The organism is Puniceicoccaceae bacterium (assembly GCA_040224245.1).
GTDB lineage: Bacteria > Verrucomicrobiota > Verrucomicrobiia > Opitutales > JAFGAQ01 > JAKSBQ01.
Map to the genome: position 1 here is coordinate 1 of JBEGIR010000023.1, position 22,107 is coordinate 22,107.

Annotated in this window: 32 protein-coding genes; 28 read left to right on the forward strand and 4 right to left on the reverse strand. The window is 56.3% G+C overall.

Annotation, left to right across the window (positions count from 1 at the left end; all coding sequences use genetic code 11):
• Nucleotides 1-418 precede the first annotated feature (418 nt).
• Nucleotides 419-586: a hypothetical protein gene (locus tag ABQ298_03570; GenBank protein ID MEQ9823441.1), complete on the reverse strand. Its 168-nt coding sequence runs from the start codon at nucleotides 584-586 to the stop codon at nucleotides 419-421.
• A 124-nt stretch (nucleotides 587-710) separates the two neighbouring features.
• On the opposite strand from ABQ298_03570, the gene ABQ298_03575 reads away from it, so the two are divergent.
• On the forward strand, nucleotides 711-992 hold the full coding sequence (locus tag ABQ298_03575) for a hypothetical protein (protein MEQ9823442.1): 282 nt from the start codon (nucleotides 711-713) through the stop codon (nucleotides 990-992).
• On the opposite strand, the gene ABQ298_03580 is transcribed toward ABQ298_03575, so the two are convergent.
• On the reverse strand, nucleotides 955-1,233 hold the full coding sequence (locus tag ABQ298_03580) for a ribbon-helix-helix domain-containing protein (GenBank protein ID MEQ9823443.1): 279 nt from the start codon (nucleotides 1,231-1,233) through the stop codon (nucleotides 955-957). The genes ABQ298_03575 and ABQ298_03580 overlap by 38 nt on opposite strands.
• Nucleotides 1,234-1,410: 177 nt before the next feature.
• On the opposite strand from ABQ298_03580, the gene ABQ298_03585 reads away from it, so the two are divergent.
• The 24 genes from ABQ298_03585 to ABQ298_03700 all read left to right on the forward strand — a co-directional run bounded on the left by ABQ298_03585 (nucleotide 1,411) and on the right by ABQ298_03700 (nucleotide 17,231).
• Nucleotides 1,411-1,779, forward strand: a complete 369-nt coding sequence (locus tag ABQ298_03585) for a hypothetical protein (protein MEQ9823444.1) — start codon at nucleotides 1,411-1,413, stop codon at nucleotides 1,777-1,779.
• Complete coding sequence (locus tag ABQ298_03590) at nucleotides 1,779-2,036, forward strand: helix-turn-helix domain-containing protein (protein ID MEQ9823445.1); 258 nt, start codon at nucleotides 1,779-1,781, stop codon at nucleotides 2,034-2,036. The genes ABQ298_03585 and ABQ298_03590 overlap by 1 nt, the downstream gene beginning before the upstream one ends.
• Complete coding sequence (locus ABQ298_03595) at nucleotides 2,033-2,314, forward strand: hypothetical protein (protein ID MEQ9823446.1); 282 nt, start codon at nucleotides 2,033-2,035, stop codon at nucleotides 2,312-2,314. The genes ABQ298_03590 and ABQ298_03595 overlap by 4 nt, the downstream gene beginning before the upstream one ends.
• Nucleotides 2,315-2,355: 41 nt before the next feature.
• Complete coding sequence (locus ABQ298_03600) at nucleotides 2,356-2,496, forward strand: hypothetical protein (protein ID MEQ9823447.1); 141 nt, start codon at nucleotides 2,356-2,358, stop codon at nucleotides 2,494-2,496.
• The gene (locus ABQ298_03605) at nucleotides 2,493-2,828 is read left to right on the forward strand and encodes a hypothetical protein (GenBank protein MEQ9823448.1); all 336 of its coding nucleotides are present in this window, start codon (nucleotides 2,493-2,495) and stop codon (nucleotides 2,826-2,828) included. Before ABQ298_03600 ends, ABQ298_03605 begins: the two co-directional genes overlap by 4 nt.
• Before the next feature lie 85 nt (nucleotides 2,829-2,913).
• On the forward strand, nucleotides 2,914-3,420 hold the full coding sequence (locus ABQ298_03610; protein ID MEQ9823449.1) for a hypothetical protein: 507 nt from the start codon (nucleotides 2,914-2,916) through the stop codon (nucleotides 3,418-3,420).
• Between the two features lie 206 nt (nucleotides 3,421-3,626).
• The gene (locus tag ABQ298_03615; GenBank protein ID MEQ9823450.1) at nucleotides 3,627-3,965 is read left to right on the forward strand and encodes a hypothetical protein; all 339 of its coding nucleotides are present in this window, start codon (nucleotides 3,627-3,629) and stop codon (nucleotides 3,963-3,965) included.
• Nucleotides 3,966-3,972: 7 nt separating this feature from the next.
• Complete coding sequence (locus ABQ298_03620; protein MEQ9823451.1) at nucleotides 3,973-4,581, forward strand: hypothetical protein; 609 nt, start codon at nucleotides 3,973-3,975, stop codon at nucleotides 4,579-4,581.
• Nucleotides 4,581-5,654, forward strand: coding sequence for a PD-(D/E)XK nuclease-like domain-containing protein (locus ABQ298_03625; GenBank protein MEQ9823452.1), 1,074 nt, complete (start codon nucleotides 4,581-4,583; stop codon nucleotides 5,652-5,654). Before ABQ298_03620 ends, ABQ298_03625 begins: the two co-directional genes overlap by 1 nt.
• Before the next feature lie 26 nt (nucleotides 5,655-5,680).
• On the forward strand, nucleotides 5,681-6,139 hold the full coding sequence (locus ABQ298_03630; protein MEQ9823453.1) for a hypothetical protein: 459 nt from the start codon (nucleotides 5,681-5,683) through the stop codon (nucleotides 6,137-6,139).
• On the forward strand, nucleotides 6,139-7,188 hold the full coding sequence (locus tag ABQ298_03635; protein ID MEQ9823454.1) for a hypothetical protein: 1,050 nt from the start codon (nucleotides 6,139-6,141) through the stop codon (nucleotides 7,186-7,188). Before ABQ298_03630 ends, ABQ298_03635 begins: the two co-directional genes overlap by 1 nt.
• A gap of 267 nt (nucleotides 7,189-7,455) precedes the next feature.
• Nucleotides 7,456-8,412 (forward strand): hypothetical protein, encoded by a 957-nt coding sequence (locus ABQ298_03640; protein MEQ9823455.1) that lies wholly within the window; start codon nucleotides 7,456-7,458, stop codon nucleotides 8,410-8,412.
• A 53-nt stretch (nucleotides 8,413-8,465) separates the two neighbouring features.
• Complete coding sequence (locus ABQ298_03645) at nucleotides 8,466-9,428, forward strand: phage Gp37/Gp68 family protein (protein ID MEQ9823456.1); 963 nt, start codon at nucleotides 8,466-8,468, stop codon at nucleotides 9,426-9,428.
• Between the two features lie 233 nt (nucleotides 9,429-9,661).
• The gene (locus ABQ298_03650) at nucleotides 9,662-10,171 is read left to right on the forward strand and encodes a hypothetical protein (GenBank protein MEQ9823457.1); all 510 of its coding nucleotides are present in this window, start codon (nucleotides 9,662-9,664) and stop codon (nucleotides 10,169-10,171) included.
• Nucleotides 10,131-12,050 carry a phage terminase large subunit family protein gene (locus tag ABQ298_03655; GenBank protein ID MEQ9823458.1) on the forward strand — a complete coding sequence of 640 codons (1,920 nt, stop codon included), beginning with the start codon at nucleotides 10,131-10,133 and terminating at the stop codon, nucleotides 12,048-12,050. The genes ABQ298_03650 and ABQ298_03655 overlap by 41 nt, the downstream gene beginning before the upstream one ends.
• A complete protein-coding gene (locus ABQ298_03660; protein MEQ9823459.1) occupies nucleotides 12,047-12,586 on the forward strand; it encodes a hypothetical protein in 540 nt (179 codons plus the stop codon). Before ABQ298_03655 ends, ABQ298_03660 begins: the two co-directional genes overlap by 4 nt.
• Nucleotides 12,583-12,801, forward strand: a complete 219-nt coding sequence (locus ABQ298_03665; protein MEQ9823460.1) for a hypothetical protein — start codon at nucleotides 12,583-12,585, stop codon at nucleotides 12,799-12,801. The genes ABQ298_03660 and ABQ298_03665 overlap by 4 nt, the downstream gene beginning before the upstream one ends.
• A complete protein-coding gene (locus tag ABQ298_03670) occupies nucleotides 12,798-13,124 on the forward strand; it encodes a helix-turn-helix domain-containing protein (GenBank protein ID MEQ9823461.1) in 327 nt (108 codons plus the stop codon). The genes ABQ298_03665 and ABQ298_03670 overlap by 4 nt, the downstream gene beginning before the upstream one ends.
• On the forward strand, nucleotides 13,121-13,576 hold the full coding sequence (locus ABQ298_03675; protein MEQ9823462.1) for a hypothetical protein: 456 nt from the start codon (nucleotides 13,121-13,123) through the stop codon (nucleotides 13,574-13,576). Before ABQ298_03670 ends, ABQ298_03675 begins: the two co-directional genes overlap by 4 nt.
• Nucleotides 13,573-14,400 (forward strand): DNA adenine methylase, encoded by an 828-nt coding sequence (locus tag ABQ298_03680; protein MEQ9823463.1) that lies wholly within the window; start codon nucleotides 13,573-13,575, stop codon nucleotides 14,398-14,400. The genes ABQ298_03675 and ABQ298_03680 overlap by 4 nt, the downstream gene beginning before the upstream one ends.
• Nucleotides 14,397-14,627, forward strand: coding sequence for a hypothetical protein (locus ABQ298_03685; GenBank protein MEQ9823464.1), 231 nt, complete (start codon nucleotides 14,397-14,399; stop codon nucleotides 14,625-14,627). Before ABQ298_03680 ends, ABQ298_03685 begins: the two co-directional genes overlap by 4 nt.
• A 954-nt stretch (nucleotides 14,628-15,581) precedes the next feature.
• Complete coding sequence (locus ABQ298_03690) at nucleotides 15,582-15,845, forward strand: hypothetical protein (protein MEQ9823465.1); 264 nt, start codon at nucleotides 15,582-15,584, stop codon at nucleotides 15,843-15,845.
• A gap of 657 nt (nucleotides 15,846-16,502) precedes the next feature.
• Nucleotides 16,503-16,901, forward strand: a complete 399-nt coding sequence (locus tag ABQ298_03695; GenBank protein MEQ9823466.1) for a hypothetical protein — start codon at nucleotides 16,503-16,505, stop codon at nucleotides 16,899-16,901.
• A gap of 30 nt (nucleotides 16,902-16,931) precedes the next feature.
• Nucleotides 16,932-17,231: a hypothetical protein gene (locus ABQ298_03700; protein MEQ9823467.1), complete on the forward strand. Its 300-nt coding sequence runs from the start codon at nucleotides 16,932-16,934 to the stop codon at nucleotides 17,229-17,231.
• A gap of 141 nt (nucleotides 17,232-17,372) precedes the next feature.
• Here the strand turns inward: ABQ298_03700 and ABQ298_03705 are convergent, their stop codons facing one another.
• Nucleotides 17,373-17,867 carry a hypothetical protein gene (locus tag ABQ298_03705; GenBank protein MEQ9823468.1) on the reverse strand — a complete coding sequence of 165 codons (495 nt, stop codon included), beginning with the start codon at nucleotides 17,865-17,867 and terminating at the stop codon, nucleotides 17,373-17,375.
• A 10-nt stretch (nucleotides 17,868-17,877) separates the two neighbouring features.
• Nucleotides 17,878-19,296 (reverse strand): hypothetical protein, encoded by a 1,419-nt coding sequence (locus ABQ298_03710; protein MEQ9823469.1) that lies wholly within the window; start codon nucleotides 19,294-19,296, stop codon nucleotides 17,878-17,880.
• A gap of 160 nt (nucleotides 19,297-19,456) precedes the next feature.
• Here ABQ298_03710 and ABQ298_03715 point away from each other — a divergent pair, with 160 nt between their 5' ends.
• The 3 genes from ABQ298_03715 to ABQ298_03725 are packed head-to-tail and all read left to right on the forward strand — an operon-like array spanning nucleotide 19,457 to nucleotide 22,089.
• Nucleotides 19,457-19,735 (forward strand): hypothetical protein, encoded by a 279-nt coding sequence (locus tag ABQ298_03715; protein ID MEQ9823470.1) that lies wholly within the window; start codon nucleotides 19,457-19,459, stop codon nucleotides 19,733-19,735.
• A gap of 4 nt (nucleotides 19,736-19,739) precedes the next feature.
• Nucleotides 19,740-21,266 (forward strand): phage portal protein, encoded by a 1,527-nt coding sequence (locus ABQ298_03720; protein MEQ9823471.1) that lies wholly within the window; start codon nucleotides 19,740-19,742, stop codon nucleotides 21,264-21,266.
• Entirely contained in the window at nucleotides 21,253-22,089 is an 837-nt protein-coding gene (locus tag ABQ298_03725) for a S49 family peptidase (GenBank protein MEQ9823472.1), read from the forward strand. Before ABQ298_03720 ends, ABQ298_03725 begins: the two co-directional genes overlap by 14 nt.
• Nucleotides 22,090-22,107 lie beyond the last annotated feature (18 nt).

Sequence of the window (22,107 nt, forward strand, 5' to 3'; positions counted from 1 at the left end):
CGGTCTCCTTGATCGCTTCCAGGGCAACCCTGGATTTGAACTCGGCACTGAATGAGCGGCGTTTCTTGGACATGCTTTTTCCTCCTTTTTGGTAGTTTATTCATAGCTTGTCCACCTGTCCAGTTTTCCGGGACCACTTCAGTTCGACGGCGAAAGCCTCCCCGCGCCAGCGGCTACCGGGCAAGCCAACGATGCAATTCAGTTCAAAGTTAGTTCGACTTACCATCCCCGACACTCGACCATTTTTGTTTACAAAAAAATCCGCAACTCCTTCAAGTTACAGATCTTCTTGTAAACAAAAATGGTCGGGACGACTGGATTCGAACCAGCGACCCCTTGCACCCCATGCAATTCGAGAAGGATGTAAAGACATGGGCAAGAAGAAGAAGGGGAAGTATGATGGAATACAGCGCTGGATTTAGGGTTTATTTAGGGTTTTTTTGGTGGAAGGGGTTTCGATGTGCTGAATTGCCCAGGCGCAGAGGAAGCGAATTGCGGCGCTTGTGTCGGTGAAGTGATAGCGTTTTGCAAAGTCGCGGATTTCCTTGAGTTGTTCCTCGCTGAGTCGAACGGTGAATGGGTCCATGAAACGGGGTATGTCTTACTGGAGGCATGCGCTCGTTGGGTGGGCGTAAGACAAGAATTGTGCCAGATAGTGTTGAATACCGGAATTCCGGTAGTCTTGAGAGATCGACGCGTGACGGATTTTCTTGAGTTCAAAACACCTTCACTGGATGCTTGAGGGCTATCCTTATCATCTCCTCATGCAAAAGCTATCGGCTCGTCCGCTGGAGTGTGCACCTGACAATGTTGTCGCGTTGGAATCGACAGATGTTTGGGCACTTCCTTCCCCCGAAAACCTCTCACCTGCCGCCTGGGAGGCGTGGGTATCGCGTCAGCAGGATCGCGAACTGTTGCGCGGATACCTGCTGTATTTCCACGACCGATACTGTGTCACTTCTGCGCCGCGCGGGGCTTCTGGCGCGAGTTGAGGGATTTTCGCACGGCTCCGGAATCGTATTGGCTGCCGTCCTCAGTTACCCAGGAAAGATCCTTTGATCGATCTACACTCACTTTGAGCCCACGCTCGAGAGCTGCAAGGATGGCGGCCCGGATGTACTCAGAGCGGTTCACGTGGTTTTCACGCGCCTGCTCCATGATGTCATCGATAAGGTCGAGCGGTAGATTGACGGTGACGTTTTTGGTCCCCTCTGGGATGTCTCTGGTGGCCATTGGGTGTCGCTTCGTTTTATTAAGTGGCTTCCTAAGTCCTCTTGTTTGTCAAAGAAACCGAGAAAATCAACAAAATCAACATTTCTTGTTGACTTCGTAAGTAACTTAATAAGAATCCACCTCATCAGATGAACGCCATCAGGGTTGTCCTGAAGGAAACTTAGTAAGTAACTTAATATGTCAACGAACCCCATCAGCCCTGATTCGATCAACACGAGTCTGAACCTTCCGGCAGGATACGCACGCAGGTTGGGCCGCATGGCAACCCGTGCGAATATGAGTGTGGGAAATCTTCTGAAGATCGCATTGGTGCATTTGGAATTTGATGGCATGGACAATGCCAGAGACCTGTTGGCCAAGGGTAGTCGCGAGATCAACGCAACGCTGCGGCAGATCGCACAGAAGCCTTTGATCGTGGTGGCGTTCCTGCTGCTTGGGTTGTCCACTCTGGATTTTTCTCAGTGGGTGGCGAGCCGTCGCGTCGGCGGAGCTGCTGGTGTGCGAATCGTCCGCGTTATGCGTGGGCGGGAACAGGAGGGCGTGTGATGCAGATTGCATTGGATCCAAAGCAGATCGACGACCTAGCGAAAAAGACTGCCGTCTATCTCGCGGGGCTGATGCATCCGAGAGGTGAGCAGGCCTACAAAAACCTGACGGTGGCGCAGTTTGCGAAGCGGTTAGGAGTGAGTCGTCACACGGTGTACCAGTGGTTGCAGGATGGCGACATCAATGCAGCTCAGCTCGAACCCAAGATTCTGATTTCTGAAACTGAACTTTCCAAAAAGAACCCCAGAATCAAATGACCGAATGCGAAGAAAGAAAGAAGACGGCGCGCGAGATTGCGAGGCTGCTCGAAGACCTCATCAACGATGAGATGCCGAACATTCTGCGCGATGAAGTGCGCAGGCATGATTCTCCGGAAGTCGTCAACCTTGTGGTTGATGTGGCGGTGACCCGAGAGCCGAATCCATTGTGTCAGGTAAGTCTGCAATACTCTGCAGTCCGTAAGGTGGCACGAAGCGTGCGTGTGGTCCTGAACCAGACCGAGATCCCTCTCGGAGCGGAGGAGGTCCCTGTATGATCACCAGTAGCGAGCGCATCATCCGCATTCTTTGCGGCACCATGATTTTTCTTTTCGGCATCCTGCTATGGATCGCCGCGATCTATCAGCCGACGATGTGGCAGCTGTGGATTCTTGGATTTGTGTCGATGCTGTTTGCATCGACGATTTGGCCCCGAAACCACCAGGAGGAACGTCAATGAAAGACTCATACGCATGGCAACCAGACCTCGCTTTCACGCAGGACGAATTGGAAATGTTCAAGGCAATGCTGTCGGATGGACGTTGGCACACGATGAGGGAACTCGGTGTGCGCACGGAGGGTGAACGTCGCAAATACCGCTATATGGCGGAGCACAGCGACGGAGAAATCATCAGCGGAAACCTCGGATACAAGCTGCACGCAGCTGCAACGTATCAAGAGAGCGTTGAGTTCGAAGCCCGCTGGATGAGCCAGATCAAGAAGATGATGCGCCGGATACAGGAGGCTCGCAAAGCCCGCCAGCGTCACAACCTGGCAGAGAAGGTCGCATGATCACAGCTGGCACAGTTTTGTTGGATCGAGTTGGCGAAGGCTCACCGCCACCGGAACGTCTGGTGGTGGTGTCGATCGATGGGCAATGGATCGAAGCGGCGAGCGACCGACACAATCAGGCGGTAAGAGTGCATTTGGACTATGCATTGCGGCGGATGCTGCCGCAGATGGTCCAACCCACGACCAGGAGGGAACGGCGATGAACTACAGCGAAGCATACAAGGGAAATTACCTCGAGGCGGCTGACCTTATGGGCAAGGGAGAGGTGGCGGTAACGATCGAGAAAGTCGATGAGCCCAACACGATCAAGTGTGAGGACGGGCGCGTCATCGACAAAGTGGTGTTGCACTTCCGGGGGGCCAAGAAGCCGTGGATTGTGAACAAGACCAATGCTCGCACGATCATGTATATGACGGGCAAGGCCCGATTTGCCGATTGGGTTGGGGAAACGATCACGTTGCACCTGGTTCCGGGTTTTCGTCCTGACATCCAATCGATTGGACCGACCATTCGGGTGAAGGCACAAGGGCGCCGTCGTTCCGGCGGTATGGCAGGCATGGTCGGCGCTGCAGGGAATGGGGGTGCGGCATGATTTCCGATATACGAGTTTCTTCGGATGAGAGAGAAGATAGAGAGGACAACCTACGGGCGGCAGGAATGGAGGCCTGCCGCCCCATGGGTGAGACCTGATAGATTTGTTCTGGGGTTAACAGTAACGTAGAGCCCGGCGGCAAATGGGGGTAGGGGTACGCCCGTCGCCGGGCCAATTTTTCAAAACCAAAAACAAGAAGCGAAATCATGAGTGAGACTGCAACAGAAACGAAAATGATCGATCCGCAGTCGCTGCGGGATCTGGTCTGCGCCTGGCGCAAGAAAGCCTATGCATTGGGATCGTTTGGTTCCGAAGCCGAAAAGGAGATACTGCGGAGTTGTGCCAATGAACTGGACCTGGTGCTAATACAGGCCGACTCGCAGCCGACCGGCTACCAGCCAGGTCAGCATCTTTGGTGTGAAGGCGTTGGCAAGGTGGATCTGTTGCGACCCGCCAAAGATGGTGTCGGTTACTGGGTTGTCGTTCTGAAGAACGGGGTGGTGACGGTCGCACACGAATCTTACTTTTCTGAACTGACTTACTAAGTGACTTATGAGCAAAAGAGATATCCCGAAACTCATCGCCTTGGTTTTGGCGTTGATCCTGTTTGTTCTGGCCCTGCTGCTCAGCGGCGGGTGTGTTACGGTTGAGCGACCGGAAACCGGAGCTCCGGAACTTCCTCCAACGTTTCAGGCCGCACATGGAGTGCAGAGCATCGGTCGGGTGGAGCTGGCCGGCTGGATGCGGGGAATCGTGAGGGGATCCGATGTGACCCTTGTTGACGATCGCTACATCCTGCCCTCGCGCCAGTGGGTGGTGGATTTCAATCGATACGTTTGGGGGGCGCGTGCGCGCCTCGAGGCACGTGGCCGGCTGACCTACCGCAAAGACGTGCAGGACTGCGACGACTACGCGAGCCTTTACGTCGCCGCGAGTCGGCTCTCGCATGCTGGGGCTGACGCTCGACCGATCATTGGGAAGGTCAATCGCCGCATGCCAGATGGCACCTACCACCAGCAAAACTTTTATCTGACGGAGGCTGGCGGGTACCTTTATGAGCCCCAGACCGGGCAGGAATGGTTTGTGGGCACCCTTGAGGACCTTCGCGCCGGCAAGGTGCAGTTGGAGGACCTCCAGATCTATCACCTCATCCTCGACTGATGGCACGGCAACGCACCATACGCAAGAGCAAGGCCGCTGGGTGGGATAAACCGCAGGCCACCCTCCCGACCGGGAAACTCCGTAACGTCAGCAATGAGGACTACCACGCCACCGATGCGATCAGCGCCAGCAAGTTGCAGGACTGGATCGAGGACAAGCTCAGCTATCAGGCGCGGCATGTCACCCGCTCCCTTCCGCAGCGGCGCAGTGATGCCATGGACTTCGGGACGCTCGGACACGTGGCCGTTCTGGAACCTCACGCACTGCATGAGCGCTACACCTTCATTACGGCGGAGACACCGAAGAAACCCACCAAGGCGCAGCTGGACGCCTACGAGCGATATCCAAGCCTTCCGAACCCCACAAAGGCCCAGACTGAGGCGTATCAGCGCACCAGCGAGGCCCTGGAGCTGTGGCAGGACATCGAGCAGAGCGGAAAGCTCACCGTTGGCCTCGAAACCTGGGCGCACATGGGCAAGTGTCTGGATGCCATCCAGGCCAACCCGATGGCGGTGTGGTTGCTGGAGCAGGCCACCCAGCGCGAACTCACTTGGCGCGAATACATGGAGCCGCTCGGGGTCTACCTGCAGTGCCGCACGGACGCCTATTGCGGTCACTCCAGGAAGACGCGGGTCTATGACCGGCAGTATGGGCGCAGGATCTCTCGCGGGGATAGCTTCATCGTGGATCTCAAGTTTGTGGAGTCGCTCAACCCAAATGACTACACCTCGTGGCAGAGCCTCTTTGATGCGAAATACTACCTGCAGCCAGGCTTCTACAGCCCGATTGTGGAGGAGGTGACTGGGAAGCCGCCCGCTGAGTTTTTTTTCATTGTCGTGCAGAAAAAGGAGCCGGTGCAGTGCGTGGTTTTCTACCCGACCGACAGGCACCTGATGACCGCCGAAAAGGCGATCAAGCTACACTTGCCCGCCCTTGCCGAGAGCTACCGCCGCAACGCATGGCCAGCCTACGACACAGAGGGTGCGGAGAGCATCGAATGGACGCGTAAGGCGGAGTGGCAGGAGAGCCGTCTTGATTTTGACATCATGGCCCCCCAGATCGGCGTGGGCTGAACAGAACAACCAACCAAGAAGCGAATATGGCAAAAGTAGATATCGACCTCGTGAAAATGGTGCTGCAGCGCCGCGAACTTGATGGACGCCAAGTGGCATCCATCGTGAACGAACTCGAGGAGGAATTGCGGATTCTCAAAGAGGAGGAGGAACGCCCACCCTCAGTGCCAAAGCAGTTTGTGATCCTCGTGAGTGATCCCGAAGGCGTGATTGAGTTTTCCGGCAAGGATCTGACCGGTTGGGTGCTCCAGATCCCGGAGGAGGACAGCCCCTATGTTGTAACCGAGCGCCTCAACCGCGCCGCCTACGACTTCAATGTGACTCCAAAAGGTCGTCGTTATCCGGTCAAGACTCACGCGGAATGCTGCGAGGTCGTATCGGCCAAATTCCACAAGGAGCACAATCTCTGGGTGAAAACCAAGGAGCCCGTGCTTGTGGTAACCACCGACAACGTCGTGCCGATGGCACAGGAAGGAGTCGAGTGATGGAGTCGAGTGTGTTACCGATTGGATTGACGCCCGACCGGGTGCGGGCTGTGCTCGCTGATGGTGGGCGCTCGCTTGTCGAAGGCAAGGATCCGAGTGTTCCGAAGACAGGTGGGGTGCTTGCGAAGGCTTCACCGGTGCCGCAGTGGTTCGCCGCCGAGCCGGTGCGCTACATGATCAACCCTGTGGTGCGCGTGACCCCTGCTCTGGCAACCCAGTGGCTGTCGCGCAACGAAGGCAACCGCAAACCCAGCAAGGCCAAAATAGAACGATACGCGGCCATGATGCGCGATGGTGAGTGGAATGGCGGGAATGGGGAAACCATCAAGTTTTCAAAGTTGGGGCGGCTGCTTGATGGACAGAGTCGCTTGCGGGCGGTCGTGTTGTGCCAAGAGACCGTGGAGATGGAGGTTGTGCTCAACCTTGAGGAGCAAAGCCAGTCGACCATGGACACCGGAGAGGTTCGCAGTCTCAACCATGCATTGCAGATCCGTGGGTATAAAAACCTGTGCGATCTCGGGAGCGGCTTGCGGTTGCTCTGGGGGTACCTGCACAACCCTAACGGGTTTACCCAGCATGGTCTGCGCACCAGCGTGACCTACATGACCCACAGGCAAGCTGTGGATCTGCTCGAAAACCATCACCCAGGCCTCCTGGAATCTCTGACCGCACTCGTGCGCTACGGGGCCAAATACAAGCCGATGATGCCGCTTGGTCCGCTGTCGGTGCTGCACTATCTGATGGGTCGGATCGACCCTGTGGAGCGTGACTTGTTTTTCGACTCGTTGCGGGACGGCGTCGGCCTCCAGGCGAACGACCCAATTCTGATGTATCGTGAGCGTGTGACGGCAGCAAAGATGGAGGGACACCCCATGCACAAAACCGTCAAGATCGCCCTCCTGGTGAAGTGTTGGAACATCCGACGCGGTGCTGATTCGCTGCCTCTGGCAATCCGCAAAGGTGCCACGACTCCAAAGCTCGATGGTTGCACCATCGCAGGGACGCTGCGCAGGAGCAATACCGCCGATGACGAAGGGAGGGTCGCATAATGGTTTCGATGACTTCCGTGCCGAAACCCTTGCCGCCGATCATCCCGACTGTGACCTGCCGGTGCGGGCACACGGAACATTGGGAGCGCTTTAATCGGTCCGGCCTTGGTGAAGAACTGCCACCCAACACGTTCCGGTGTCCTAGTTGCCATTGGCAATGGACGCGGGTCAGGGTGACTGACTTCTACCCAGACGGGTCATACGCTCGAACCCGGATCGAAATACGGGACGTGGAGGTTCTTTTTCTGTAGAGTGAGGTGTGGCGAGATGAAAAAACGATTCACCGACTGCGATATCTGGGAAAAAGATTGGGTGCTGGACCTACCGAACGAGTATCTCTTGCTTTGGTATTACGTGCTCTCCAAGTGCGACCATGCTGGCGTGTTTAAGGTCAATTTGAGGTCATTTTGCCTTCTACGTGGGGTCAAAGTGAGCCATGATAGGGCTCTTGAGCTGTTCAACATGGACAAGGACCGGATCCGGGTGCTAGCGCCGGATCGGTGGTTTATCGAGGATTTCATTGTGTTTCAGTATGGTGAGATCCTCAACCGACGCAATCGGGTGCATGACAGCATCTGTCAGTGTTTGGAGCGTTCTGGGGTCAATTTGGACTCAATTAGAGGTCTAAAAGAGGTCATCGAGAGTTCAAAAAGAGATCAAAATGGGGTCACCCATGCCCCTAAAGATAAAGTACAAGATAAAGACAAAGATAAGGATAAGGAGAAAGAGATAGCAGTACAGCAGGCGGTGGATGCGATCCGTAAGGCCTATCCCCGCACTCCGTCTAAACCGGATGAGGAACGAGCGATCCGTAAGGCACTGCAGATCATCGATGCTGATCAGCTGATTCGAAAGGTGCAGCAGTATGCCGCATGCGTGAGGCGTGAGGCTTTGACCGCTCGATCTGAAGGTTGGAAGTTCGTGCCCCACCTTGCGACTTGGTTGAACAAGCAGCGTTGGGAGAATACCCCGGATGAATGGACAGCCAGCTTGAGAGCTGGGAAGTTTGTGGTGGAGAACATCGAAGACGAGGACCCTCGGATGCGTCCAAAGAAAGGACTGCCGGAGCCCGCAGGGGATTGGGCAGAGGTTTTGCGCATGCTTTACCCGACAGCCGATCCACGATTCTTTGACGATTGGGGCCGAATCGCGCGGGAAGGGCATGAGAAGGTCCAGCGTGCTGTCATCCAGGCGATGGAGCAGCGTGGGCGGAGAGCGGGATGAAAACCCTTGTGTTGACTTAGTAAGCAACTTAATAATCGAGAGGAAGCGGAGATATGGAGAAATCAAGAATCGAGTGGTGTGACAGCACTTTCAATCCGTGGATCGGGTGCACGAAGGTAAGTCCAGGGTGTGCGCATTGCTACGCGGAGCAGCTGATGGATCACCGCCTTGGACAGGTGGAGTGGGGCAGGGGAAACCCTCGAAAGCGCACGAGCGCGGCAAACTGGGCGAAGGTGGAGCGGTGGGACGATCTTGCAAAGCGTGGTCGCTTTGTGGAGTGCTCGGTGTGTGGTCGGCGGGAGTTTCGAAAATGGCATGGGGCTATCCCTCCTGGTGGGCTGGCATGTTGCACGACAGAGCATTGTTTGTCGCTCCCGGAGACTGAGACATTCCGCGTCCGTCCCCGTGTTTTTGTGGCCAGCCTTGCGGATTGGCTCGATGATGAGATTCCGGCAGAGTGGCTCGCGGATCTGTTGGGGTTGATTCGAAAGTGTGAGCACCTGGATTTTTTGTTGCTTACAAAGCGGCCGCATTTGTGGAGAGAGCGTCTTAGTGCGGTAACTCGTCTTCGGAAGCATCCGGGGCGGTTTACTACAACCGGGGTCGCAGTAGCAATGGGTTGGCTTGTTGGGCCGCCTCCGGAAAACGTGTGGATAGGCACGTCGGTAGAGGATCAGACGCGGGCAGCGAAGCGCATTTCGGAGCTGATGCGGATACCGGCGAGAGTGCGTTTTCTCAGCTGTGAACCTTTGTTGGGCCAGGTAGATTTGGACTTAGGGGCTCCCAAGTGGAGGACGGCGGATAGTTATCATTCCGAAATTCACTGGGTTATCTGCGGCGGTGAGAGCGGCCCGAAGGCACGACCCATGGAAACGGAATGGGCGGAGTCGCTGCGCGATCAGTGCGAGGCAGCTAGCATTTCTTTTTTCATGAAGCAAATGGGGGGTCGGAGAAAGCCGTTGCCGGAGATTCCGGAGGGATTGCAGATCCGCCAGTTTCCGGAGGTGCAGGGATGAGACTGGAAGTAGGCATGATCATCCGGACGAACTACGGCACCGGTCCCTACCGGATCACCAAACTGCATCGGGATTGTATTTGTTCAGTCAACCCTACTTTGAATCATACCATGACCGGAACCAACCCACAGCGCTCCCCACTAGGCAAAACCTACCCACCCCCGGCAAGGAGTCTCCTAGACCGGCGAATGAGCGCGGGTTTCCCGTCAAGGCGGTTTCTCTCTCGATGAACGGTGAAAAATGAATCACACACGGCAGCGCAGCGAGAGCGCCCTCGGATCGCCCCGAATCAGTCGGCGGCAGCTAAGGTGTTGGGAGTCGAACGCAAGGTCGTCAAATCGGCCAAAGCAAAAGGCTGTCCGGCGTTCCGTGCAAATGGTTCGGTCGAGATTGAAGGGTTGGAAAAGTGGTTGCTCGCGAGCATTGGCAAGTCTGATGCCAACGATCCGGATGAGTGGAGTTTTCGACTGCACCGTGCGAAAGCATTACGGGAAGAAAAACGCCTTGCGGAGGATGAGAAGCGACTCATGCCGGTGGATGTGGTCGATGAGGTCCTCACCCGGATTGTCGGTGTCAGTCTGTGCAATGCCTTTCAACGGCTGCTTGAGAACGAGTTGCCACCGCTCACCCAAGGACTTCCGGCAGATAAGATCCGAGCCATCAACGCCCGCGAAGGGAAGAAACTCATAAACGCTGTTAAAGATGATATCGATCGCTTCACCAGAACCCGTTCACTTTCGTGAGCACTGCGTCGACACCGTGCGCGAGGCGTTGCGGTGGTCCGATCGCGAACCGGTCAACCATTGGGCGGAGTCGGTTGGGTATCGCCTGCCGGCATCGCTGCGGTCGAGCACCTTCCGACCAGAGATGACGCCCTGGCTCAATCGCCCGTTGGAGCGTTTGTTTGCGGATGGAGTGAAGCGCGTGACCTTGCTGGGGCCAGTGCAGGGAGCGAAATCTACTTTGGGAGAGGCAACCATCGGATACATTCGCGATAAGGATCCAGGAAACATCCTCTACAACTGGGAGGACCACGGCAAAGCACAGCAGACTTGGGATGAGCGCATCGATCCGCTGATCCGCGCAAACCGGGTGTTCCGTCCGCACTACCAGGACGAGAAACTGAAGAAGCTTTCGATCGTGTGGAAGGATGGGTTCTGGTTCCGGATGCAGGGGATCAAGGCCGTGAAGTCTCGGCAATCGTCATCCGTGCGCTACTGCATCAACGAGGAGGTGAAGGATTGGGACCCCGGAGCATTGACCGACGTCATCAAGCGTGTGACCGCGGCATGGAATGCGCTGGTCATCAACATCTCTCCGGCGTCGTATTGGGACAAGGAAAGCGGGACCGGTGATGAGTTGTTCATGCTTTACCACGAAGGCACCTGTGAGGAATGGGAAGTGCCATGCCTGAAGTGCGGGGAATACCAGTGGATGGAGTTTGACCGGGACGACAAAGGCAACGCAGGCGGGATGCTGTGGGATAGTTCGGATGCGGTGCGCTTGGCTTCAGGGCGATTTGATTGGCCCAAGCTGGCATCCACGATTCGGTGGCAGTGCGCGCACTGCGGTCACGAGCACGAAGACACGCCTTCGGTCCGCGCCGCCCTTGCCCATGCTGGCAGGTATCGTCAGACCAACATGGGACCGGTGCCCGGAAACCTTTCGTACCGCTACAACGCGCTCACGGTGCCGTGGATCCCGTTTATCGATTTGGTGAAGGAGCACTATGCCGCTGTCATGGATGCTAGGGTAGGGCGCTTGCAGTTGCTTGAGGACTTTTGTCAGAAGCGCAAGGTCGTATTCTTCGACCGTCGTGACCGCCCGGTCGAGAATCAGATAGCGATGACCGGCGGAGTCCGGAAGGGTCAGCGCCTGGAGGGGGCGGACTTCACGCTGATGGATGTGGACAAGCAGAAGGATCACTTCTGGGTGATCATCCGCGACTGGAAGCGCCTGACGGACGATCCCTCCCAGTGGTTGCACACGCGCCTGGTGTTCGAAGGTAGGGTATCCTCCGAGAACGACGTCGAAGCCTTGCGTGAGGAGTTTGACGTGTTACCGCAGCTCGTGTGGGTGGACTCTGGTTATCGTGCGAACGAGGTTTACCGCATGTGTGCCCGCTTTGGCTACACCGCGATCAAAGGGGAGGATACGAACTACTACCACCACATCATCACGTATCGTGACGGAAGGCAGACCAAGAAACGCAAGACGCGCGAGATCTACTCGGAGCCCATCGACATCGACGTGTATGAAGGCACTGCAGACCAGGGGCGTGTTTACTGCCCGCTCATCCTCTACAGTAAACAGTCCATCCGAGACCGTTTGGCATGGGTGCGCAGCGCACCAGGCATCCGCTACGAGATCCCCGAGGACGTAAGCGAAGACTACAAGCTCCACAACGACGCGGAAGTGCTCCGCGAGACGCAACTCCCCCGCACCGGTCAATATGTAAAGGTGTGGGTGCAGATGCGCCGGCGCAATGACCTCTTTGTCTGCGAAGCGTACCAGGTGCTACAGGCCGACGTGGTCGGACTGCTTGGAGGCGACCTGCAAATCACTGAGCGCCCGGATGGGCTCACTCACAAAGCAACCATCAACCAAAGAAGCGAAACATGAACCAACCACTCACTACGGCCGCCATCTACGCCAGCGGGCCGTCCCTGCAAACGCTTGTGCGATCTGGCCCACCTGCGGCCAACATTCACATCGCCGTCAATACCGCAATCTTTGCACCCTTGCCGGCCATGTACTGGGTGTTTGGCGACCGTTCCATGTACGAGCGAGGCCATCACTTGTTCGATGGGATCTGCGTTACCGGACTCGAAGTGGCACACACGCTTGTCTATGACTGGAGAGAATTCGAACACCTGGCACACCAGCCTTTTCGTTTTTCGATCGAGGCGGCGCTCTACTTTGCGGCATTCATTCATGTGGACCTTGTGCACCTCTTCGGAGTGGATCTGCATGGTGTTGAAGACTTCCGCGGCGAAGCCATTGGCAACCGCAGCGCCGAACGATGGGCCATCGAAAGCACCCTCGTGCACCAAGCGATTCACCGACTCACCACTGTGTATGGCATGCGGGTGTGCTGGCACCGGCCCAAATCACACATCGCCGCCAACACTGCAACCTCAACCGCCCACAGTGCATGACCACTTCTGATACACAAAACCCGCACCACGATGAACCCGTGCTCTGCGTCAAGGAAATCGCCGACAAGATGGGTGTGCACGTTCACTACGTGTATTCGATGCGCAAGGCGGGGTTCCGCATGCCTGGCAACCGTGCCACCTTCAGCGAGGCGCGGGAATGGCTGATGGCTCACCCCGACTTCAACACCAAAAACGCCTGGGCGAAAAAGTCATGAACGACCATCCACACAACGAGTTCTTGGCGGTCACCTGCACACTGCGAGATATCTTCGGCTTTCGCGCAGACCAGCTCCAGGCTCGCACCCGCGTGCGGGAGATCGCATGGCCACGCCAGATCGGTATGGCCCTGTTGCAGGATCAGTTTGGATGGCACTCCAAGGATGCTGCACTGGCATTTTGCCGGAACCATCACACCACCGCCCTTCACGCGCTTAGGACGGTCCGCGATCACACCCGTACGGATCATCGCACTCGTCGGGAGATCGCGCTCGTCCTGCGCAAGTTGGCCACCTACCGATCCAGCAAGGGAGAAGCATGACTACCCAACCGCAATTTGATTTTCGCCCAACTGGAATCGTGATGATGGTGGGACCGGGAAGGTCCCGCTTTTCTCCGGAGCTCCCGAAGCGTGGAGAGATCGCCCAGGTGGAGGGTCCCGGATGTTATCGGGTGCTCGGGTATCGGGGTTTGGACACCGTCGGACGTTGGTGGGGAATCGATTTTCGGCTGGCCCCAAATCCGGCGAGATACAGGCAACACCTATTTGGGTGGGATTGGCTGCCTTGGGATGGGAGGGGAGTGTTGTTTGGCTCTCCGAAGTCTTACCGACTGACCCACTTGGTCAGGAGGTGGAGCCGAGCGCAGCGACTGCGCAAGCAATCGCTAGCCCGCAAAACCCTAACCAAGGGCAGTGAGTATTTACCACGAATTGAGTCCATCGAGGCGCAGATTGTGGAGGTGTTGGGATCGAAAGCGGAGGTGGAGCGATGATCGCAGCGCCGGTCACGCGTCCGCCGGTGCGATACTTCGGGGGGAAGTTCCGGATTGCGCCGTGGATCCTGCAGCATGTGCCTGCGCATCGTGGGTGGGTAGAGCCGTTTGGTGGGGGTGCTGGGGTGTTGCTGCGCAAGGCCCGTGCTCACTCTGAGCTGTACAATGATCTCGATGGGGAGGTAGTGAACCTGTTCCGCGTGCTGCGTGACCAGGGCGCGGCGTTTCGGAGATACTTGGAGCTCACCCCGTTTTCGCGTGATGCGTTCGAGAAATCGTTTGCGGCGAAAAATGTGGAGGATCCGTTCGAGCGCGCCGCGCATTTTCTGATCCGCAATCAGATGGGCTTTGGAAGCAGCTCCAGCTCACGCGGTCGCAAGACAGGATTTCGCCACAGTGCTTACAACAACCGGCATTCCTCCGGTGTGGATTGGCGCAACCTCCCGGATGCCATCCCTGCGGTCGTGGATCGGCTGCGCGGGGTGGTGATCGAAAACCGCGATTACCGGGAGATCCTACCGAAGTGGGATCTCGATGGTACGGTGATTTATTGTGACCCGCCTTATGTGATGAATACCCGCTCGGGTGGGGGACGCTACACCCATGAGTTTTCCGATACCGATCACTGTGAAATGGCTGAGCATCTCCACCGTCTCCGCAGTGCCTGGGTGATGGTGAGCGGGTATGACTGCCCGCTGTATCGAGAGTTGTTCGCGGGCTGGGCGGTGAGTCACAAGACCACCCAGACCGATCGCGGAACGGCACGCACGGAAACGCTGTGGCTGAGTCCGAATTTTCCAATCAAACAAATGGAGTTAATATGAGTGATACATACCCGATTATCCGCGAACTGAGGAAGATGGATGAAGAGCTGCAGAAGCACCTTGAGACGCGGTATGCTGCGTTGGTGATGCGGGCTGCTGCGACCTCGCTTGAGCGGTACGAGCACTTGCGGCACTCGGTGCGGGACGTGCGCGAAACCCTTAGAGATGGCAGTGACCCGATCGATGTGAAGATCGCTGTGGCGAAGTTGGGAGGGCTCAATGTATGAGTGAACAAATCGATACGGATCACCGGGATTTCCCGGTGTGCCCGCATTGCGGGTGGGAGCATGATGGAGCGTGGGAGTGGGATTTCGGATCTAACTTGGAGGGCACTTGTGTAACGGAGTGCCACGCCTGTGGTGAGGAGTTCGTTGCCCACCGGAATGTGACTGTGACTTATTCCACTAAATTTTCTGCCAACGCTGAGTCCAGCCACGCCAGACGAGAGCCAACCACCGATTGCAATGGAGACGATTGAACAGGATATAGAGTCCGACTCAAGAGGGTCTGGCGTTGGTCTGCGACGTTTTGTTCTGCTGGACTTGTTCTGTGGTGCAGGATGCGCGGGCGAGGGATACCGGCGAGCGGGCTTCGATGTGGTCGGCGTGGACATCAACCCGCAGCCAAACAACCCGCACACATTCATTCAGGGCGATGCGCTGGAATACTTGCGAGCTCACGGGCACAAATATGACATTATCCACGCAAGTCCGCCTTGTCAGACATTCACTGTCTATCGGAATTGCCGACCGGGGCACAAGCCGAAATGGCCTGACATGATCGACGAAACAAGGGAGGCTCTAATCGCGAGCGGGAAGCCGTGGGTGATAGAAAATGTTCCGGGAGCTCCGCTGAGAGATCCCGTTCGGCTATGCGGGACATCGTTCGGAATCAGGGTGAGGCGACATCGACTTTTTGAGGCTAACTTCCCGATTGATCCAGTGCCGTGCGATCACAAGCGATTCACCGACCGAATATTTCCCGGATCGACCAACCGCCCCAACGGTCGGACAGTGTGTAACGTGGGCGAGTATCGCGTGCCGCTCGCGGTGCAGAAGGAGCACATGCAGGTCGATTGGGATCTAACGCTTGGCGAGCTCTCGCTAGGAATCCCGCCCGCATATACGGAATACGTGGGACGTGAATTTTTGAAGCAGAACGACTGAGCACAGGAACGAGCGATGAATAGAGAACAATGCAAAGAATGCGGGAATGATAAAGATCCCATTGAAAAGTGCCGACACTGCGAGGGCGAAAGCTCGTTGCCTGATGCGGCTGGTTATGTGGCGGTGCTGAACCGCTTCGTGCCAGTTGATCCGGGAAGCGAGACCCTAGTAAAAAGGCTGAACGATGAAACCACGATTAAAGAAATTCGGGAATGGATGGAATGGGCCGACAAAGGCGCGGCATCGGTCATCCGTGTCGAAATCGTTAAAGCCACATAACGCAGAGCGCAGCCGCGAGGACAGCGCCTAAGACTATGACTACTCAAGCAACCCTCCCGCTGGCCTCGTTGGCTGACGCGAATTGTTCTGCCCCGGAGTGCCGCCACTGCCGGACGGACACAAAAACACGATGGATCTCAGATGGGGGCTGGATATGCGATCGATGCTGTCTCGCCCAAACGGATGACTGGCCACTCGAGTCGGACATCAAGAAGATGCAAAATAAGACCGGCGCGGGATCGATGGAGATCCAGCTCATTCTGTTGGTTTCCGACCAGGTTTCCGCGAATATCGAAAAGCACCGAAGGGAACTCCATTCCTTTATGCAGAACCTGAAAGGATGGGACGACGCTTTATGAAGACAGATGCACAAAATCAAAACGGAACGGCGCAAAGCGGCGTTCCTATACCTGACTTGTTATGCTTTGAAACGCTCCTGTGTGGCATAACAAGCTACGTGTTCGCAACAAGTGCTGGCAAGGCCAAGAGTGCAACCATAGAGGCCGCAAAGGAAGCTGGATATGTAGCTAGCTTTACGGATGTGCGATGTAAGAGAAAGCCTGAATGGGATAACTCTGTGACTGCACGAAGACTTCGAAGGAATACGCCATACACAAAAGAGGCTGTTCTTATTTAGCATAACGCCGAAGATCAGACATGAGCACCTCTCAGACAGCTTTCGATTTTGCCAGTGACGCCGCAGGGTGCTCATTGTCTGAATCGACGTGTTCGCCGTTGGTGGATTACGCCCACGAACTGTTTGTCCGCAATCTGGAAAGGATCAACCAGCCCTTTCATGCACGTAAGGGTTTCGTTTCCGTGCCGATGGAAGATCTGATGGGGATGACGCAGATCCTCGCGGCTACAGCGCAAAATCTCTTAGATACAGACCGGATTGACTGGCTGGAGAAACATCGCGCCCCTGGTGAAGCGTGGTTGATGACCATGCAGGACGGGACGCGCATCAAATACGGGCCGTTGGTCAGCATCCGCAGGTGCATTGATACCGCTATGGATGATTACTCGGCGAACGCAGAGGCTAGGCACGAAGCCTGACCGAGGACACAAATAGAAACCTAAAGATCTATGAATGAAGAAACAGATTCAAAACGCGAAGGGGCTGAGTTGCCTACGCCGATTTGTTCGCAGTGGTGGGTTTGCGACTTGGATAAATATGGGATGTTTGATTGGAAAAATGCAGACGGCCCACATGATGACATTAAGGGATGTCAAAAAACCATTGCTTTGTTCAATAGGCTTGCGTGTATCGAAAAAAAGCCGCGCGTGATTTGTGAAGTCAGGTTTTACAAGCCATCAGAAACGTTGGATGGAGTGAACCAGTCAGCGATAGACATGCTAAACTCCATTGTAGCGAACACTGATTAGCAGACCAACGGCTGGATAATAGTTCGTATATCAAAACCATGAAAACACTGAAGGAGCGATACTTGCAGAAAACGAGAGATGTGATTTGGAGAAAACATTACTCGCATCGGACGGAAAGGTCCTACTTGTCGTATATTGAAGTTAGATACCTACTTTTTCTAAAAACCCCACCACATAGGGTGACGGGAGTTCTACGACGACCTCACCGCGTTGGCCCCAAAGCTTCACGTTGAGTCCGTCCAGAGTTCGTTCCTGGAGATACTCAAGCGTGAGGGGAATGGAAAGGGTTTCCTCTACGTTGCCCGTATAAGTCACGTCCGTGTCGAGTCGAAAAGCTTCCAACCGATTCCCGTTGATGTCTGCGGCATTTTCGAGAAATTTCCATCCAGTCTGCGACCAGTGGTGCACGTGGAGGAAGTATTGTGTGCCAGCGCTATCTCGTGTTGCTACCAGCTTGGCGCGGGTGATATTGGGGAACCCACCCTGGTCCACCACCATTCCATCAATGGTTTCGGTTTGGGTGTAAGCGTCGAACGTGCTTCGCGTGTTCCTGGTAACCTGTTCGGGGCTTGTGACCGATGTGGCGCAGCCGCTCAGGAGCGCCGCGATAGTGAGGAGAAGAATTGTTGGCTTCATGAGAAAACACTTATCGAACGTCCCAGATGTAGTCCGAATACCAGGCAATGCCCTCGTAGCGAATCAGTGAGGGATCTACGTTGGCTTGGATGTGATCCACCTCCGACTTGCTTGCGGTGAAGTAGTGAGAGGAGGTCTGCGGTAGGTAACAGCGGTAGATCGGGTAGTAGGTCGGAGCGCTTGGATCCGCATTGTTGAACGGTTGGGCGTAGGCGCGCACGAAGAACGCGATGCCCTCGTAGGCGTATTGGTGCGCGAGGTTGGCGATCACGTTTTCCTTTTCCTGTTCATTGGCAGTGTAGAAGTGCGCGCCGGCCCGGTTGTTGTAGAAGCGATAGACCGGGATATTCTCTGCGGTGTCACCGTATTCCACGCGGAAGACGGGTCCCTGGTATTGCCAGGCTGGCAGATTATCAATCACGTTCTGAGCCTCAGCGTTGAAGGCGGTAAAGAAGTAGGCTCCGGTGGACGGGTTGAAGAAGCGGTGCACCGCGTTTTCCGCAAGCGCCGCAGGGCTGTTCCGGTGGAAATGCACCTCCACCAGTTTGGAAAGCCGTGAGTTCAACCGGTACCACTGCACATCGTGGGAAGCGGTGTTGTATGCTGCGTAAACTCGGGTATCCCCATGCTCAGCATATCCCACGATCGCCACGGCCGCACCTGTTGCTCTCACCGGGCTGAACTCGAAGTCACCGATCAATCCGATGATGGGGAACCCTTCATCGATATACTGCTTGATCAGGCTCCATTTGTCATCGTCTGACAAGTCATCCGGGCGAGTGAAGATCCGGAAATTGCGAATACCGCTGGGGTAGGGGATGCGTCGCAAAACCTCGTCTTCAAGCGCGAACAATGCGCCCCCGGCGGAAGGGCTACAGATCTCCACCCGCATGCCGTTGAAGTTCCCAGAAAGGGAATAGTTTTCCCAATAGGTCGCAAGCGTCCAGCCGGCACGCAGTCCGATATAGCTCTGCGACGTTTGACAGTAGTCCGCAACGCTGTTGTTCTCACGAAATGCCCAATGCGTGGAACGCTGGCCGAGCGGACCGCTCTTGTCGGTGCGGGTGGTAACCGTGTTGGAATCGTCCGGGTAGTAGTAGTCTGCGAAATACTCGGCGGATGCGATCAGGTTTTGGGCTTCTGGCGTGAGGAAGTTTTGGATGTGTTCCGGGAAGAAATGGAGATCCTTGTTGTGGTATAGGAGGATCATCGCCGCGCACGTCGGGAAAGATCCGCCGCGGTCCAGTGCAGATGGCACCGCAAGCACCTTGTTGTGGTAGAAATCCGAATTCGATTGTGGGAATCGCCGGGATTCCATCTGCGCTACCCAGGCATTGGCATCGCCGGCTGGAGCCTGTCCGCCAACGATCAATGGAGTGGAACTGAGGCACTCTGTCGCGAGAGCAACGAGGGCAAGGAGGAGGATCATCGCTTTCATGCCCCGGACGCTACCACATTGCCCGAGGCAAAAACAGACAAATTTAACCAAAAGATGGTGTATTGCGCCAACTTATTAAGTTGCTTAGGATTCTTCGCCGTTGAGAGATCACCAGAAGTAACCGAGATGCCAGTAAGATAACCATGATTGCATGAGCGCCGAAACCTACATCCGACTGGGCTTGACAGTCGAGCAGCTGCTCGAACGCCGCAATGAGTTGGCGGAGGAGTTCCTCGCGCTCGAGCATGAGATTTCGAGCTGGTCGAGTGGGCAAAACAGCGACACCCGCGAGTCGCTCACCATCCGCAAGCGCGAACTTGAGCGCTCCATCGCCGATCTCGCCGAAGCGCTCTCGATCCTCGACCCCGACAACTACGGATCGCTATCCGATTTACCGTCTCACGCTTCCGCCTCGCTGCAAGGCTGCTGACCGCATGGCTCTCACTCTGCCCATTCCGACATTTATCCGACGCCTCACCCGAAGCGGAGGGGATCATCAGATCCAGGCGGCAGTGCCACAGGAGTTCTATGACATGCCCACTGGTGGCTTGGCGGACTTCAAGGATCTGCTATCAGGCTACGATCACCGCAAGCTGCTAAGCGCTTCCCGCTCGATCTACAAAAACTTTGCCCTGGTGCGCGGCACGATCCGGCAGATCGCCATCTACACGGTCGGGACGAACTGGCTTCCGCAATACAACGGAACCGACGAGCGTTATCGCATCGCTGCTGAGTCATGGCTGAGGCAGTTCATGAAGATCAGCAACGTTCGCGGGGCACCCTTTTGCATGCAGACCGACACCCTGCTGCTGGTGATCACCCTGCTGCGCGATGGCGAGGCTTTCATTCTGAAGACCACTCACACCTGGCGCGAGCGCATTGACTCTGATGCGGTCCAATATCCCGCATTCCAATACCTCGAAGCTCACCGCATCGGCAATCCCCGCGCGACGCTCGACGGCACGGTCATGGGTGGGCGATACGATGGAGCCCAGCTGCGCAACGGCATTGCCTACAACGCTGCCGGTCGCCCGTTGGCCTACCACTTTTTGTCTGATGACCCGGCTTTTGACACATGGATCGACGCCAAGCACATACTCCACGTGTATGATCCCGAGTGGTTCAGCCAGGGGCGCGGCATCTCACCGCTGCTGTATGGCATTTTCGATTGGCTCGACGTAAAGGAGATCCGCGATTCCGAAAAGATCCGCCAGCGCATCGCCGCTGCGATTTCGATCCTCGAAACCAACGAAAGCGGAGAGGCGAACAAGACGCAGAGCCGCTTCCGCGATGCCGGTAGCACCAGCGAAAACGCTGAGGGCCAGCAGAAGCGCGACTTCGTCACCGTGGTCAAACGCGGCATGTTCCGCTTTCTGAAATACAATGAACGCGTTGAGGCCTTCAAAGGGGCCGAGACTCCCACGCTCAACACCCGCGAGTTTGTTGCGTCGGTCATCCGCGGTGCGCTGATCGGTATCGGTTGGACGTATGAAGCCGCCATCGACGGCAGTGGGTTGAGCGGCACCGGCGAGCGCCGCGACATCGCGAAGTGCGAGAAAGCAATCGAACATTGGCAGTCTGTCATTCGTCGTCCCTGGACGATCCAGATCCAGTATGCCACCGCCGTGGCCGACATTGAAGGATGGATCCTTGATGAGGCTGGCAAGCCAGTAGCCCCGCCGCTGGACAAATGGAACTGGGCCCCGCAGCTCCCGCGCCGCATGTCGATCGACAACGGACGCGACGCCAAGGCCATCGATACCGCACTGCGCAACGGATCGCTCACCATGATCGAAGAGATTCGCGCGCAGGGACGAGACGAGGACGCCCATTGCCTCGAGGTTGTGCGATGGTGGAATATCCGCAATGCCTACGCCAAAAAGCACAGCATCCCGCTCGAAGAGTTTGGATCCCGTTTCCCAAACCAAAAGGCAACCCCCACCGACGATGAAACCGATTGATCCATTGTTTGCCACTCTGCTTCGCACACCGCTAGCGATCCTCGAGCGCGCCGAGCTGACGATTGCTGGTTCCATGCAGGTGGCCAGTGCAAAAATTCCTGACTTTTCTGCCAGCGATAAACTTGAGCACGATTACTACGGCAACACCATCGCCCGTCCACGCGTGGAAGATGGCATCGCTATCATCCCGCTCCATGGCATCTGCTCCATTGGGCTCGGACCGATGGGAGAGTATTACGGCTACACCGACACCCGCGATTTCATCACAGCCGTCAAACGCACGGTCGTCGACCCGATGGTGCGAGGTGTCATGATCGATATCCACAGTCCCGGTGGAGTGACCATCGGCGGGATGGATGCCGCAGAAGCCATCGCGGAACTCTCGGACAGCAAACCCGTGGCCGGGTTCTGCAGCGGCATCATGGCGTCGCTGGCGTATTGGATCGGCAGCGCGTGTCCGCTACTCATGGGCATGCAGTCGAGCATGGTCGGGAGTATTGGCACCTACCTTTACCTGGTCGACTGGTCCGGACTCGAGGCTGAGTTTGGCATCAAGTCCATCGTCGTGCGCTCCGGCAAACTCAAAGGAGTGGGCCTCGATCGCATCACCGAAGAACAGCTCGCCATGCTCCAGGAGGAGATCGACGCCAACGGGGAGGAGTTCCGCAGCTACGTGGAGTTCCGCCGCAGTGACGTCGAACGCAGCGACATGGAAGGACAGGTGTTTTCCGGCCATCAGGCCCTCGAACGTGGATTCCTTGATGGCATCGCGATGAACCTCGAAGACGCCATCAGCGAATTTCGCACAATCACCAACATTTGAACCCAAGGATCAAACACC